At 58.1% G+C, this 14,491-nt stretch carries 14 protein-coding genes; all 14 read right to left on the reverse strand.

Features of this window, described 5'->3' with window-relative positions; genetic code table 11:
* Positions 1-13: 13 nt before the first annotated feature.
* The 14 genes from ACQZ5Y_RS03265 to motA all read right to left on the reverse strand — a co-directional run bounded on the left by ACQZ5Y_RS03265 (position 14) and on the right by motA (position 14,432).
* Positions 14-1,294 (reverse strand): flagellar hook protein FlgE, encoded by a 1,281-nt coding sequence (locus tag ACQZ5Y_RS03265; protein WP_065703824.1) that lies wholly within the window; start codon positions 1,292-1,294, stop codon positions 14-16.
* Positions 1,295-1,398: 104 nt separating this feature from the next.
* On the reverse strand, positions 1,399-2,070 hold the full coding sequence (rem, locus tag ACQZ5Y_RS03270) for a transcriptional activator Rem (RefSeq protein ID WP_003515107.1): 672 nt from the start codon (positions 2,068-2,070) through the stop codon (positions 1,399-1,401).
* Positions 2,071-2,352: 282 nt separating this feature from the next.
* Positions 2,353-2,919 (reverse strand): lytic transglycosylase domain-containing protein, encoded by a 567-nt coding sequence (locus ACQZ5Y_RS03275; protein ID WP_019564301.1) that lies wholly within the window; start codon positions 2,917-2,919, stop codon positions 2,353-2,355.
* Complete coding sequence (gene fliK, locus ACQZ5Y_RS03280; protein WP_174049184.1) at positions 2,867-4,222, reverse strand: flagellar hook-length control protein FliK; 1,356 nt, start codon at positions 4,220-4,222, stop codon at positions 2,867-2,869. The genes ACQZ5Y_RS03275 and fliK overlap by 53 nt, the downstream gene beginning before the upstream one ends.
* Positions 4,219-5,496: a chemotaxis protein MotC gene (motC, locus tag ACQZ5Y_RS03285; protein ID WP_174049183.1), complete on the reverse strand. Its 1,278-nt coding sequence runs from the start codon at positions 5,494-5,496 to the stop codon at positions 4,219-4,221. Before motC ends, fliK begins: the two co-directional genes overlap by 4 nt.
* A complete protein-coding gene (locus ACQZ5Y_RS03290) occupies positions 5,493-6,779 on the reverse strand; it encodes a MotB family protein (RefSeq protein ID WP_174049182.1) in 1,287 nt (428 codons plus the stop codon). The genes motC and ACQZ5Y_RS03290 overlap by 4 nt, the downstream gene beginning before the upstream one ends.
* The gene (locus ACQZ5Y_RS03295) at positions 6,776-7,426 is read right to left on the reverse strand and encodes a hypothetical protein (RefSeq protein ID WP_174049181.1); all 651 of its coding nucleotides are present in this window, start codon (positions 7,424-7,426) and stop codon (positions 6,776-6,778) included. The genes ACQZ5Y_RS03290 and ACQZ5Y_RS03295 overlap by 4 nt, the downstream gene beginning before the upstream one ends.
* Positions 7,427-7,677: 251 nt before the next feature.
* A complete protein-coding gene (locus ACQZ5Y_RS03300; RefSeq protein WP_019564305.1) occupies positions 7,678-8,970 on the reverse strand; it encodes a flagellin N-terminal helical domain-containing protein in 1,293 nt (430 codons plus the stop codon).
* A gap of 306 nt (positions 8,971-9,276) precedes the next feature.
* Positions 9,277-9,714, reverse strand: a complete 438-nt coding sequence (locus ACQZ5Y_RS03305) for a hypothetical protein (RefSeq protein ID WP_003515097.1) — start codon at positions 9,712-9,714, stop codon at positions 9,277-9,279.
* A 5-nt stretch (positions 9,715-9,719) separates the two neighbouring features.
* Complete coding sequence (gene flhB, locus ACQZ5Y_RS03310; protein WP_003515096.1) at positions 9,720-10,802, reverse strand: flagellar biosynthesis protein FlhB; 1,083 nt, start codon at positions 10,800-10,802, stop codon at positions 9,720-9,722.
* Between the two features lie 126 nt (positions 10,803-10,928).
* Positions 10,929-11,972: a flagellar motor switch protein FliG gene (gene fliG, locus ACQZ5Y_RS03315; protein WP_003515095.1), complete on the reverse strand. Its 1,044-nt coding sequence runs from the start codon at positions 11,970-11,972 to the stop codon at positions 10,929-10,931.
* Positions 11,973-11,999: 27 nt separating this feature from the next.
* Positions 12,000-12,539: a flagellar motor switch protein FliN gene (gene fliN / locus ACQZ5Y_RS03320; RefSeq protein WP_003515093.1), complete on the reverse strand. Its 540-nt coding sequence runs from the start codon at positions 12,537-12,539 to the stop codon at positions 12,000-12,002.
* Positions 12,540-12,603: 64 nt separating this feature from the next.
* Complete coding sequence (locus tag ACQZ5Y_RS03325; RefSeq protein WP_003515092.1) at positions 12,604-13,563, reverse strand: FliM/FliN family flagellar motor switch protein; 960 nt, start codon at positions 13,561-13,563, stop codon at positions 12,604-12,606.
* Positions 13,560-14,432, reverse strand: a complete 873-nt coding sequence (motA, locus tag ACQZ5Y_RS03330) for a flagellar motor stator protein MotA (protein WP_019564306.1) — start codon at positions 14,430-14,432, stop codon at positions 13,560-13,562. Before motA ends, ACQZ5Y_RS03325 begins: the two co-directional genes overlap by 4 nt.
* Between the last annotated feature and the right edge of the window lie 59 nt (positions 14,433-14,491).

Here is a 14,491-nt window from a genome sequence, read left to right on the forward strand (position 1 = left end):
CTCGTGAGAATTACTATCTCTTCAGATTGATCAGGACATCCATCAAATCCGACCCGGTCTGGAAGACTTTCGAATTCGCTGTATAGATACGCTGGGATTCAATCATATCGGTGAGTTCGCTGGCGATATCGACGTTCGAGCCCTCAAGCGCACCCTTCTGGATGTAACCGAAGCTGCCCGTCTGCGGGAAACCGATGGTGACGACGCCCGACTCGTTGCTCGGCAGATAAACGTTGCCGTTCTGAGGGGAGAGGTTGTCGACGCTCGGCACCGTGGCAACCGCCAGCTGGTAGATGTTGCGGCGGCCACCATCCTGATAGACTGCAGTCACTACGCCGTCCTTGCCGATTTCCACGTCCTTGATCTGGCTCGGGCCGTTACCGTTCAGGATCGCGGTGCCGGGCGTGAACTTCGTCGAGAACTGCGACATGTCGGACAGGTCGATACTTATTGCCTGCGGGACGCCGCTGACCGTGTCGTTGATGGTGATCGACTTTGGAGAGGTAGGTGTGAGCTTATTGGTCGCCGGGTCGAATGCCAGCGTGACTGATTCCTTGACAAGGTTCGCTGCTGGGGTCGCCGTGTAAGGGAAGCCGCCATTGGTCGACTGGTCCTGACGATAGACTGCCACTTCCCAGGTATTGGCGCCGGTCTTGGTGTAATAGAAATCGTAGAGAACCTTCGCGCCACCGCTGTCGTACGCCGTCAACGATGTCTTGTTACCGATCGTCGATGTTGCAAGGTTGTCGCTCGGACGCGAGCCCGCCGCAACAGCGGCTTCATCGCGATTGAGGTTGGCCGGGAAGCTGCCCTGCGTGGAGGGCGATGCTGTCAGGCCGAAATTATTGACGTTGACGGCCTCAAGGCCGGTAAAGCCGTTGACGACGGCAGCTGGCGCATTTGCCCCGTAGGGGTAACCCATCAGCTGGAAGCCCGCTGCGTTTTCCAGGTAGCCTTCCGCATTCTTCACGAACGAGCCGGCACGTGTGAGATAAGGCGTGCCGCCACCATCCTGAACCACGAAGAAACCGTTGCCCTGAATGGCAAGATCGGTGCTCGACGTGGTGTAGGACAGGTTGCCCTGCTCTGAAATGCTGTAGCGAACGTTGGACTGCACGCCGCCGGAGGCATAGCTGCCCGACGAGGAGGGCAGAACGAGCGAGGAGAACGACGTCGATGCGCGCTTGTAGCCGGTGGTGCTTGCGTTGGCGATGTTGTCGCCAACGGTTCCCAGCTTGTTAGCCTGTGCATTCATGCCGGACACACCGGTTCGCATAGTGCCGAAAATACTCATTCAAAAACCCTCGTGGTCATCTTCAGGGAGAAGGTAAAGCGTTTGGCTTGCGTGAAGCTGTCTGAAATACCGCGTTTGAAAAAGACCACGCGGATGAATGAATATTATTGCCAATCAATGCTGTAACCGAGGAAACGCTTGGAATCGACCGGATCGTAGCCGAGCTTCTTGCGAAGCTTCTTGCGCAGCTTGCTGATATGGCTTTCCACGACGTTCTCTTCGACGTCATCATCGAAGATGCCGTAGATGGCATTGAAAATCTGCGCCTTAGAAACGCGGCGTCCGCGATTGGCAATCAAATATTCAAGGATGCGGCGCTCGCGCCGCGGCAAGGCAAAGACCTCGCCACCAACTTCGGGATCACGACCGTCGGAGAAAACCCGGATCGGTCCCGCATCGGTGAAATTCGAGATAACCTGCAGGCGGCGACGGATCGCCGCCGCACGCGCAAGGATTTCACGGGGGTGAACCGGCTTGCGCACGACGTCATCGACGCCGCTGTCGAACAGCGCCAGAGTCGATTCCAGCGAGGGCTGGTCGCTGACCGCGATCACCGGTGCCGTCGTGCGATCCCTGATCGCCTTCGGCAAGGAGAAGCTCCGGTCGCCCTGACCGATCAGGAATGCCTCTACGGCCGCCAGATCGCTGTCCGCTGCCGTCGAGACCCACTCCCCGAATTCGACCGGATCGAAACCGGTCGAGGGGATGCCCTCACGCCCAAATAGAGAAGTATAGCCGTCTTTAACGAGCTCGCGCTCATCAACCACTACGATCATTCGTCCGCCTCCGAATCAGTGTGGTGTTTTCCAATGCGGCATTGGTACGAATCGGGGGATTCAGCGACAACTGTAGGAAATCATCGATAGTTATTAATAATTGATTAACCATTTTGTGCCGATTTGATCTATATATAGTGGTTGTTAACCATATACGGTACAAAATTTTTGTGTAAAAATTTCAAAAATCCGAAAAAATCGCTTGCGACGCCTTTTTTAGGGCTTTCTCTCGCCACATTTCAAATTGCGAGTCCTTGACCGCATCAAAACAATCGATGGTTGTTATCCGTCGCAGAAATTTTTCGCGTTGGCGGTCCATTTTCCGTAGCCTGTCGCCACCAGATTGGCGATCACCCGGCAGACATATTTCTTTTGAGCCGGGTCGTTGTTGGGCCCGGCATGATAGCGGGCGACCGCCATGGTCCAGGTTTCGTGCCTGTTGTGGAGATTGCGCAGGAACATGGCGGCATATTCGACATTGCGGCGCGGATCGAACATTTCACGCGCGGATGTGAAGTTTTCGCCATGGAAATAGTGGTTTATCTGCATACATCCGAGGTCGATCAGCTTGGCGCCGTTGCGCTTTGCCGTCTCGAAAGTGGTCAATGCCTCCTCGGTGGAGGAGGCAAATACCGGTTTTCCCTCAATATTCATGGCGTTGGGGTCAAGCCGACCCTTGCGACCGGTCTCGGTCAGGCCGACAGAATAGAGAATTCCCTCCGGCACGCCGTATTTGCGGGCGGCGGACTGAATTTCCCTTTCACAGACACCTGACGTTGCCGAAGCGGAGGCGTTTTCAGAGGTAAACGCCGTTGTCAGCAGAAGTGCGGGCAGAGCCAAGAGCGCCATCCATGCCTTCATTATGCACCCCCAAATTATCACCATTGCCCTGCCGTCCGCCGCGTGTGCCGGACTCGTCACGGTTGCGCCCTGCGGCGGCCTGTTGGCCCTGCTGCTGCGCCTGCTGATTTTGCTGATTGTTGGCTTGTGTGCCCGTTTGGTCACTCTTGTCAGAAGAAGCAATGCTGATCGTGATGTTATCGACCGTCAGACCCTGCGCCTTGAGGCCCTCGAGGATGCTCTTGCTGTCCTGCTGAAGCTTTTTGTAGGCGGCCACGTTCTCCACCGTCATGTGAACGGCAAGCTCATCGCCGGCAAGACGCAACGACATCGTCACCGATCCCAGCTCGATCGGCGTCATGTGCAGCTTCAGCGTATGGACGACTTTGCCGGTGCTGCTCTGGGCCGCCTCATTGGACAGCGACGAGCCGGGCTGCATGGCGCTAACCCATTCAGAATCATTGGCGATGAGGCCGGTCAGAGCCGAGGCGTTGGATGAAGGTGCCAGACCAATGAACCGCCGCGAATCGAGAACGGTAATCGTCTCGGTCGCCTTGCCACTGCTTTCCCGGGCATCGAACTCGACGCGGCCATCCCGCTGAACCGTACTCATATCGAGAGCGCGGGCTGTGCCGGAACGAGGAGATGCGAAGCGGAATGCCGAGGCGTCGCCTTCAGTGCCCGATCCGGATCCGGCTTCGTTTCCGGCAAGCTCGGTCCGTGCGTGCATGTCCTTCGCCAGAGGCTCAGCCTTGCCCCTGACAGTTTCGACCTTTTCGGATTTGACATCGGCCTTGCCGGCAATCGCCTGCGCAATTTCCTCAAGGGGCGTCTTGGCTGTCACGATATCGCCGACATTGGCCGTGAGCGTCTGCAGCTCTGCCAGCTTCGGATCGATTGCATCCGCCGCCGTCTGGCTCTCCTTGTCGGCGTCCTTGACCTTCTTGCCAGGTTTGCCGTTTTCAGGCGATGTATGCGCCGTCTTAATCGCATTCTGAAGTTCCGCCAGCGCCTCGTGACCATGGCCTTCTCCGGAATGGTCCTTGACGATCACGTTCAGGAAGCTCGGGGGCCGCTTGACCGGCACATCCGTCTTTTCCGCATCGTCATCCGGTTGAGCATGCTGCTCCTCAGCCGATCCCGCTTCCTGCTGATGACGCGAATGCGGTGCCTGCGGCGGGCGCTCGTCCCTGACCGTCGCGAGAGTGTCGCCGAAACTTCCGCCTTTGGCGTCGTCCCTCACACTGGCGCTGCCAGCGCGCGGATCGTTATATGGCGCATTCACTATCGCGTTGATGGTTGCGTCGATCATGGTGCCCCCTCGCCTTTCTTCAAAAGGCTGTCGATTTCATCGAGCTTACTGCGGCCACTCGTCACGAGTTGCCGGACGTTCTCGCCCTCATCCTCAGCCTTGTGGTTTTCAACTCTCCATATGCCCTTGGTCTCGGCACTGGCCGCCTCATTCGCGGGCGCGCCAGACCCGGCCCCCTGCCCTGCCGTGACACCGGGGTCGGCGCCAGGCTGCGGGGAAGGCGGACGAACCACCTGGTCGGCGATTGCCCTTGCCGCGTCCCGCAGGGCCCTGTCGCGATCCGAAAGCTGGGCCTCGGGAATTTGCCCGATTGTTTCAATCGCGCTCACCACATCGGGCGTGCCGATATTGGAAAGGCTTTCATAGAGATTTGCCTGAACTTGCGGCTGGTCCGGCATATCCGGCGACAGTGCTTTCGCCTTCAACGCCGCCATGCGCGCCAGGGAATCCTTGCCGCTGATCGCCGCGAGACGGGACAGGCGCAGATAAGCTTCCTTCTGCCTCTCCGCGTCCATCATGGCGAATGTTTCCTCTATCGTGTCGTGCCCGATGGAATCGACACGTTTGACCACCAGTGAGACCAGAAGGTCCGCGAACTGGCTGGCATAGGGCGAATGCAGGAACCGCCGCGCGTAACGCTGTGCATATTCGACGCCACGCCCGGCATCGCCGTCTTCAACGGCGATAGCAAGCGAGCGGCGGAGTGCAGCCTCCTCCACGATGGTACCGGGCGCTTCGAGCCGGGCTATGTCATAGAAACCGAGGGCAGCCACCGGATCGCGGGGGATCGTCACATTGCCGCCGATCAGTGCAAGATAGGCGCCAATTCTCGTGCCGCGATACTCGGGCACCATGGCAGCTATGCTCTGAGCGACCAGCGTTCCCTTGCCGGACAGATATTTGCGCAGAATATCGGCGACGCGGCTGTCGAAATTGCCGTCTACATCCCGCGCGACGAGCAATTCGAGCGTGGCCGGATTGCCGCCGCTCATCGCGTAGACAAGCGCCGCATCGACATTGCGCGGATCCTTGAAGATCGCCGAAGGTGCGCTCTTAAGCCGCTCGTCGATCGTCTGGAGCAGAAACCGCTGCATTTCGGTTGCCGAATGGTCTCCCATGGTGACCGAATCCTGCACGAACTGCAGGGAACGCAACATGGAATAGGGCATGAGGTTGTCTTGCGATTGCGCAAAAACCTTCGCCGGTTCGGCACCGAGACCACACAGTGTCGCCGCAAGAAAAACCCAACGTTTCGAGGATTTCGTCACACTCACCCCCCATCGGCCTCAAGCAGGATTTCGATACGACGGTTCGCATTCGCCAGTGGGTCTGCCGGCACCTGCAATCTGCGATCCGCAAAACCCGAAACCTGTTTCACCCGCTCTTCCGACAGGCCGCCGCGAACCAGCATGTAATAGGCGCTATGCGCGCGGTCCATGGAAAGCCGCCAATTGTCATTAGCCTCACCCTTGAACTGGCGTCCATCGGTATGGCCGCGGATCACCACGCTGCCGCCACGCTCCTGAAGCAACTTGCCGATCTTCTCCATGGCCAGGACCATTTCGCCGCGGGGCACAGCCGATCCGACATTGAACATCGGCGTTTCCGTCTGGTCGGAAATGGTCAACAGCAATCCGCCTTCGGCGGGCGTCACCACCAGACCTTCGGCGAGCTTGCCGCTAATGCCGGATATCTGCTTCTCGATCTCTTGGCGCAGCTCTTTGGCCTCTTCCTTCTGCGCAGCAGTACCTGGCTGCTGCTGCTCCGGCTGAGGCTGCGTAAGTGCTGCCTGCTCTGCGGCACCCGGCCGCTGCTGCGGCACCACGGCGGCGACTTCCATGGCCTTGCCGTGATCTGCACCATCGGCTGGCTGCTGAGACGATTTAGCCGCAACCGCTTCATTATCCTTGGCAGCGTCCTGCTGCTTGTTCTCGGCAGATTGCTGCTGTTCGACCGGATTTTGCTGCTGGTCCGCACGTGTGATCTTCACCTGCTGGGTCCAGAAATCGGGATCGAAGGGATCGCGGTAAGCCTCACCGCCGCTCGCACCCGTCGCCGGGCCGGAATCGGCAGCACCACCTTCGCCCTTGGCGCTGACATTGGCCTGTTGCCCGACCTGCTGGGCAATTTCCGCCAGAACGGAATAGGGATTCTCGAAAAAGTCCGCTTCTGAGAAGTTCGACTGCTCCCCGGTCTGCGAGGTCAGGTCTTCACCTGTCGCAGCGGCCGAACCCTGGGTGACCTTTTCCGCCTTTATGTTGGACTGGTCTTTCTTCTCGACGCCCTCTTCCTTGTCCACGGGTTTTTCCAGCCCCTTGGACGAGGGTTTCTCATCGGACAGCTTTATCGGATTGAAATAGCTGGCGACCGAGGCCTTGGTTTCCTCGTTTGCGGCATTGACCAGCCACATGACGAGGAAGAACGCCATCATGGCCGTCATGAAGTCGGCGTAAGCGATCTTCCACGCGCCGCCATGGGCGCCATCGTGCCCGCCCTTGTGGCGTTTGACGATGATGATCTCGTTCTTGCCGTGGTGGTGATTTTCGCCTTCACTCATTTCATCACCTTGCGAAGACTGGACGCCCAGGCGGACATGCGCGTGACGAACACGCTTTCACCCAACTCAACGGAGAGGTCGATATCTGCCGTCTCGGTAAATTTCATCGTCTCTTCTTCAAAGCCCGGCTGCGTCTTCAGCTGCTCAAACAAATCTTTCGGGCCTTTCACGACAAGGGTCACGGCCTCGCCATCCGGCATGGAAGCACGAACGACATCCGCAAGCGCCGAAACCGCCTTCAGCGACAGCTCTTCGGTCAGAATCGGGGCAAGGATATTGGCGGTCTGTTCGCTGAGATTGGTGGCGATCGCATCGATGCCTTCACGTAGCCTTAGCGACAGGAAAACGGCAATTTCTTCCAGATAGACGGAACGTAAGCCTTCGAGTTCTGCGGCATGAGCGGCAAGAAGCTCCTCGCGCTCGGCCTGCATTTTGTCCGTGATCTCGCGGGTCGCATCCTCGTGACCACGGGCATAGGCGGCCTGTTTTTCGCTTTCGACGTCGAGCGGCTCGAATTCATCGAAACCGGACGCAATATCGCCAAAACCGGAAATGCCGTCGACATCCGCCAACGGTTCGCCGAACGTCAGTCCCGCGGGCTGCACGTCACCGAAATCCTTGAGATATCTTGCAATGGACGCGCTCATGCCGGCCCCCGGCAAGACAGGCCAAAGGGGCGAGACATGTTTCGTTGCCTGCGATCAAAGCCGTTTGGCGGCACCACCGTCATCCTTGCTACCCTGCCCGTCTCTTCAATTGTTTCCGGCCGGATCACGCCATGCGATCCACCCGATATTGCCCCGACGTTAGGTGTTCAAACTTGTGCGAGGATGAAGGCGGGCCCCGTTTTCAGAAACCTTGCAACCAACTCCCCCGAACCCGCCGGACCGACGCCGGTTTACTTGAAGAGCTGAAGGATGTTTTGCGCGTTGGCATTGGCGATCGAGAGCGCCTGGATGCCGAGCTGCTGCTGTGTCTGCAGAGCCTTCAGCCTGGTCGATTCCTCGTTCATATCCGCATCCACGAGACGGCCGATACCCTTGTCGATCACGTCCATCAGGCTTGAGACGAAGTTTTCCTGCATGTTGATGCGGCTCTGTAGTGAGCCGAGGCTGGAGGCCGTACTGGTCATGGCTTCGAGCTGCTTGTCGACAAAACTCATCATCACATCGATGGCGTCGGAAGCGGTGTAGTTCGTGGTGCCACCGGAAAAACCGCTCATGGCTGCCGCCACGACATCGAGATTGTCGAGATCGAGCGTGGAGACGGAAAGACCGAGGGATCTGGCAACGGAGGTCGGCGCACCGGTCGTGTCATAGAACCAATCGTTGCTGCCTGTGTCCCGATAGGCCGCCGCGACGGTGGTGGTGCCGCTCGAAGGGTTGGTCGCCGTCACCTTGACCCAGGTATTCTCGGACAAACGAAGATAATTCACCGTTCCGTTGCTGTAGACGCTCGGGTCGGCATTCGTATCCGGCGTCGCCGCATTCAGCGTGCCGATTTCCGCGTCCGTCAATTTCTTGACGACGTAACCCGCATTGGTGGTCACGCCGGCTGTCGTCGATGTTTGAGTGATCTGTTGTTCCGTCTTCGCGACAAAAACGGCGCTCTTGTCGAGAATACCGAGTTTTCCGCCGCTGAGGTCGAAAAGCACGGCACTGCCGTCCAGCACATAGTCAACCGTGGTGACGCCGACATTGCCCGAACCGGTGCGCGTGAAGGACGCGACGACCTTTTTGGTGATGGGTTCTACAACCGGCGGCGTGCCACCATTGCTGATGCTGGCCTGCAGCCAGTTCTCGCCGGAGAAGGAGGCAGATTCCGACGTGCTCTTCAGCTGTTCCTGAAGCTGCTTGATTTCGTCCTGGATCTTGCCGCGGTCAGCCCCGACGCCATAGGCGGCGACAAGCTTTTCCTTGATTTTCTTGACGACCTCGATCGAGTTCGCAAGGGCGTCATAGGCCGTATCAACCTTGGCGGCGCCCAGTCCCAATGCATCCTGCACGGCCGAGAGCGCTGCATTGTCGGAGCGCATGGTTGTGGAGATAGACCAGTAGGCGGCATTGTCCGCCGCTGTTTCGACACGGTAGCCGGACGACACACGCGCCTGCGTCGTCTCGAGATTCTTGTCGATCATGCGCAAGGTTTGCAGCGCGGCCATCGCCGCCGCATTGGTCAAAATGCTGGTCATTGGGTCCACCCAATTGGTACTGTCAGGAAAAATCCGGCGCTGCGCCGAAAACGAGCAGAGGCATCATGCGCATCAGCGATGGTAAAAAGAGCCACCGCGACCTGCCGTTCGTTAACAAATCGTTAATTCGATAGGTACCAAACAACAACGCTGATTTGCAAGGCGTTCCTTGCCTTCACAGGCCGGTTTTGCATAAACCGACACGCTTCAGGCAAGGTCGGGTGAAAAAGTGCCCGAATGAAGCCATCGCGCCCGTGAATTCGGAAGGCGCAATGGATAATATATGAAAATGTCCGCTGGACTGGCTCAGGCAGCTTCGCCCTGGCGCGCCGACACGAATCGGGCAGCCGTCAGGCTCTGACGGAGAAATTCGGTGTTCTCGTCCGGATTTTCCGAAGGGTTCTGAAACGAAACATGATTGATCTCAACCGCAGCATGCTCGTTGGCCAGAATCAATTGCGCATAAACCGTCGCGCCGTGCGGTTTCAGTTCGAGATCGAGGACGATCTCCGGCGCCCCTTCCCATTCGAGCCTGTATTCGCCACCGGCACCGAAATTGATCGTACCCGGATGATAATAAAGCTCCGCGGCCGACGAGACGAGGTCGGCAATGCTGCCGTAGCACTCGAATCTGAGCAATGAAATCAGGTCGGCCGGATCGAGCAGGCGCAGTTCGGTGGCGATCGGGTTGATCGCCTCTGCGACGATCATTTCCCGCTTTTCAGAATAGGCGGATTTTTTCATTGGTTTTATTGAACCCGTATTTTCGATGACTTCATGGCGTAAACCCGATGAACGAGCTCAGCTACAGCCTTGTAAAAAGCTGGTGGAATCACACTATCGATCGAGACTTGCGCAAACATGGAGCGTGCGAGCGGCGGATCTTCAAAAACGGGGATATTATTTTTTTCCGCAATTTCGCGGATTTTCAATGCGATAAGGTCCTGACCCTTGGCAACGACGACAGGCGCGTCGCCTTCTTCGCGAACGTAACGCAACGCCACTGCAAAGTGTGTCGGGTTGGCAATCACCAGTGTCGCGCGCGGCACATTGTCGATCATGCGGCGGCGGGCGCGGTCACGGGCGACCGAACGCTGACGGGCTTTGACCACCGGGTCGCCCTGCGATTGCTTGTATTCTTCCTTCACCTCATGCTTCGTCATTTTCAGCTGGCTGAACCAGTGGTGGCGCGTCCACAAAAGGTCGACGGCGGCAAGCAGCGCGGTCGAAAAGAGAATCACGACCATCATCTTTTTGGTGAGCTCGACAACCCTGACGAAAATGACCTGCGGGTCGGAGAACATCAGGTCGATGAGACTGTAGAAATCGCCGCGCAGAGACAGGAACATGATGATCGAAACGATCAAGATCTTGAACAGCGATTTGCCGAATTCCACAAATCCCTGCTTGCTGTAGATGCGGCCGAACCCCTTTGCAGGCGAGATGCGCGACCATTGCGGACGCACCCTCTCAAGCACCGGCGACGGCAGGTTCTGGAAAAACGAGGAGGCAAGGCCGAAGACGATGAACATGATCATGGCCGGCATGAGCAGATAGGCCATGGACGTGCCGAGGAAATAAAGCAGCGACAGGGCATCCGGCCTGGTGCTGAGGTTCCATTGTTCGGGCTGGCCGAACAGGTCCTTCAGCGTTACGCCGAGGCGACCGGCGCCGTCGGGCAAAAAGAAAACCAGATAGCAGTAAAAGGCGAGTGACGAAGCAAAGATCGGCACCTCGCGGGAAAAGGGAAGATTGCCCTTTTCCGCCGCATCACGGAGTTTTTTCTCCGTTGGGTCTTCTGTTTTACTGTCCTTGTCCTGATCGTCTGCCAAGGCACGTTCCCGGGATAAAAAAAGGCCCGCCGATCGCGGCAGGCCGTCATTCCGAAACTAGCGCCCGAGACCAGCCATCGCAATGGCCGGCATTACCTGTAAGGCGGGTTATCAACCGGCTTCCGCTCAGGCTGCTGCGGATTGTTCCTCTGTGGAGGCTTCCTTCAGCTGAATCTGACCGGAATTGGCCAGCCGGATCGCTTCCTGCGCCACGGCGCGGCGTGCAATCGCCACTTCGCGGGTGTTGATAGAAGCCTGCGGCACGGCGAGGTCCGATTCGATCATGCGGCGCTGGCGCGGACTGATGCTGGACAGCACACATTCCTTGATTTCCATGGTTGCGCCACGCAGCGCCATGGTGAGAACGTCCGCCGAGACATCGTTGAGCAACAGGACGCGGCTGCGCTGCGGCATGAACATGAGATCGTCGAAGAGGAAGATCTTCGGCTTGACCTTGTTGGCAGCTTCCTTGCTGAGCGTTTCGAGCGAGCTGAGCAGCGTATCGACCTGCGGCTTTTCCATTTCGTTCATCAGGTCGGCAACCTTCGTGGAGCCGCCCGCATTGCGCTCTGCTTCGATCTCGTTGATGAGGTTGACCACACGCTTCTCGATGATCTGGGCAGCCGTGGGGCTGACTTCCTTCATGTTCACCGTGCGGTTCATGATATCGGCGCGCTGCTCTTCGGGAATGGTCAGAAGGACCTTGGCACCGAAGGACGAGGGCAGCATGGAGAGGATATAGGCGATAGTCTGGGGATGCTCGCGCAGCAGGAACTTGCCGACGAATTCCGGCTCCGCTTCCTGCAGGCGATCCCAGATCGACGCTTCATAGGCCTGGAAGGCTGCACGACGGCCGAGAAGGCTGTCCACCTCCTCCGGTGTCAGGCCCTCTTCGAGAATGCTTTCAATCGCCTTGGCATTGTCCATCAGACCCGTTCCTTCCGTGAACAGGTCTTCGAACTCCGCCACGATCTGGGCGAGTTCGTCAGGGGGAATGACACGCAGCGTCTGGGCCGAGGAAATGATCATCTGCAATTCGTGCTGCGTGAAAAATTTCAGCAGCTTGCCGGCGACGCCCTTGCCCATGGCAAGAAGCACCGCGGCCGCCTTGTCGGCCTGAGACAACGGTTTCCCTGCCAGCGGGTTACCGAAATCCTCGAAGTCCATCATGGTCTTTCCTCTCCGTCCCCACAGGGATCAGGCTTTTCTCGTACTCATTACTTCAATCAATTTTACGCCGAAGCGCGTATCGTCGTCTTCAAGTACCGTTATTTCACCGCGCGCAATACGGCGGCCATTCACCATGATCTCGACCGGTTCACCGATCTTGCGGTCAAGCGCGATCGTTGCACCCTCTTCAAGGCTCATCAGACCCGAGACGAGCATGCGGCTGGTGCCGAGAACGATCTGGACATCGATCGGGATATCCATGATCAGGTCCATATTGTCGGACAGGCCACTGCCGAGCGGCGCCTTGATGCCCGCGACCTGTGGGGTGGCCGCGAAATCGTTCATTGCAAAATCGCCCGCTCCACCACCGAAGGCGGAAAGGTCGCTGTCGGCGGAAGCGTCGTCAACGCTCCCGAAATCCCCGAAGTCGCCAAAGTCGGACAGCGAACCTTCCGCATCCGTCTTGAGGACGCCACGCAGATCGCCGATAGCCTGGTCGAGCTCACCGCCATCTTCAAGCGACGGCAGCGCCATATCATCGGTCACAGGTGTTTTCTTCGTAGCCATGCGCTGATTATTCCCTTTGAAACTTGCGTCAGCCTGCCCAGAACCCAAAAAAGGTGGACAGGTTTTAACCCATCAGATGTCGCAAGATCTCGTCGTCCGTGCTGACATTGTTCTTTACCCGAACCATGTAGCGGTCGCCGGACTTGCCGAATTCACAATTATAGAGCTTGGAGCCGTTGGCGCTGACCTCGACGCCGATGTCGTCCTGCTTCAGATCCTGAAACGGAATGACGTCGCCGGCCACCAGCCTGGAGATCGTCCGCAGGGTCAAGGTTTCGAGCTTGATGCGCGCCTCAAGCGTTACCTGCGATCTCTTCACCTGCTCAGAGATCAAATCCACCCATTCCGCCTGCTTCTTCAGCGCCTGGGCTGAAGCCTTGGGAGCGGCGATGGAGGTCTTGAGCAGGGGCCGCTGCGGCACGATCAGCGCGAATTCCGAAGAAACCTTGCCGATGGCGATCTTCATGCGGACTGTCACGCCGTAGAGGCCGGCGATCATCTCCTCGAAGGCGCTTTTTCCATTGGCCGTAAAGGGCGGGTCGATCGTCGCCTCGAAACCGCCCGGCGCGTTGACGCCCGACCGCAGGACACCCCCGATGCGCCCGAGAACCATGGCCGCCAGGTCGAGTTCGATGTGGGACAGGCTGCGCTCGTCCGGCTCGCCGATGGTGTCGGCGGCGGCGCCCAGCATGCGCTCCATGAGCGCGATGACGAAGCCGTTGCCGACCGCCATCATGAAATTGGGGCACCAGTTGCGCAGAGAACAATCCGCAACCGAGAAATTGCCGCCGATATTGGCGATGAGATCGGTCATCAGCCCCGATTCGGAGCCGATATATTCGACGTCTATCGCAATGCCGGTCTCGCTGTGAAAGATATCAGGCAGGAATTCGCTGTAGAGATGGCCGATATCGGAGCCGACCTTCGCGATTGTCTTGCGGTCGGAAAGCCCGCCGGTGAGTTTCGCGAGCAGCGACGTGTCGATGACGGGTGCTCTTTGCTGTGCAGCTTTAGCCATGGTCATGCCGCCTTGTTTTCGCCGCCGGGGTTCATCATCTCCTGTTCGACGGCGTCGATGGACGGACGCTCGTAGTTGGAGATGGTCTTGCGCCCGTATTCAAGCGCGACCTGCGGCACCGAGCCGTTCATGTAGGCGATCAGCGTCTGCTTGACGATGATGTAGAGGCGGTGCTGCTTGGTGCGGACGATCTTGACCTGCGAAGCGAGTGGGTTGCAGATCGAATAGGACAGGATGATGCCGAGCATGGTGCCCACCAGTGCGGCGCCGATGAGGCCACCCAGCACTTCGGGTGATTCGTTGATCTTGCCCATGGCCTTGATGACGCCGAGAACCGCCGCGACGATACCGATGGCGGGGAAGGAATCGCCCATGGTGGTGATCGCGTGGTAAGGTTTCAGCTTGTCGTGCAGGATGGTCTCGATTTCCTCGTCCATCAGCGCTTCGATTTCGTGGCTGCGCGCGTTGCCGATGATGATGAGGCGGACGTAGTCACAGATGAACGACGTCAGCTCCTTGTTTTTCAGCACCGAGGGTGCGCTCTGGAAGATCGAGGATTCTTCCGGATTGTCGATATGCGCCTCGATCTCGTTGCGCGATTTCGTGCGCAGGTCGCGCATCAGCGAATAAAGTACGCCGAGTACGTCGAGATAGTTGCGCTCCTTCGGGACCGAGTGCTTGAAGGCCTCGCCGAGCGCCTTGCCCGAATCCTTCACGACCTTCATCGGGTTCGCCATGATGAAGCCGCCTAGGCCGGCACCGCCGATAATCAACAATTCGAACGGCTGAACCAGCACGTTCAGATGGCCGCCCATCGCCATGTAGCCGCCGATGATGCAGCCGAAGGTGATTATAAGTCCAATTACAATATTCATTGATCGACCACGCCCGAACAGTGTTCCATGCCGCCATCTCTAGAAAATGTGGCTTGCGT

This window comes from Agrobacterium sp. A3-95 (assembly GCF_053521785.1).

Bases quoted from the DNA above. Each gene is read 5' to 3' on its own strand.
- ACQZ5Y_RS03265 (WP_065703824.1), bottom strand. From the start codon at position 1,294: ATGAGTATTTTCGGCACTATGCGAACCGGTGTGTCCGGCATGAATGCA.
- rem (WP_003515107.1), bottom strand. From the start codon at position 2,070: ATGATCGTAGTGGTTGATGAGCGCGAGCTCGTTAAAGACGGCTATACT.
- ACQZ5Y_RS03275 (WP_019564301.1), bottom strand. From the start codon at position 2,919: ATGGCGCTCTTGGCTCTGCCCGCACTTCTGCTGACAACGGCGTTTACC.
- fliK (WP_174049184.1), bottom strand. From the start codon at position 4,222: ATGATCGACGCAACCATCAACGCGATAGTGAATGCGCCATATAACGAT.
- ACQZ5Y_RS03290 (WP_174049182.1), bottom strand. From the start codon at position 6,779: ATGAGTGAAGGCGAAAATCACCACCACGGCAAGAACGAGATCATCATC.
- ACQZ5Y_RS03295 (WP_174049181.1), bottom strand. From the start codon at position 7,426: ATGAGCGCGTCCATTGCAAGATATCTCAAGGATTTCGGTGACGTGCAG.
- ACQZ5Y_RS03300 (WP_019564305.1), bottom strand. From the start codon at position 8,970: ATGACCAGCATTTTGACCAATGCGGCGGCGATGGCCGCGCTGCAAACC.
- ACQZ5Y_RS03305 (WP_003515097.1), bottom strand. From the start codon at position 9,714: ATGAAAAAATCCGCCTATTCTGAAAAGCGGGAAATGATCGTCGCAGAG.
- fliG (WP_003515095.1), bottom strand. From the start codon at position 11,972: ATGATGGACTTCGAGGATTTCGGTAACCCGCTGGCAGGGAAACCGTTG.
- fliN (WP_003515093.1), bottom strand. From the start codon at position 12,539: ATGGCTACGAAGAAAACACCTGTGACCGATGATATGGCGCTGCCGTCG.
- ACQZ5Y_RS03325 (WP_003515092.1), bottom strand. From the start codon at position 13,563: ATGACCATGGCTAAAGCTGCACAGCAAAGAGCACCCGTCATCGACACG.
- motA (WP_019564306.1), bottom strand. From the start codon at position 14,432: ATGAATATTGTAATTGGACTTATAATCACCTTCGGCTGCATCATCGGC.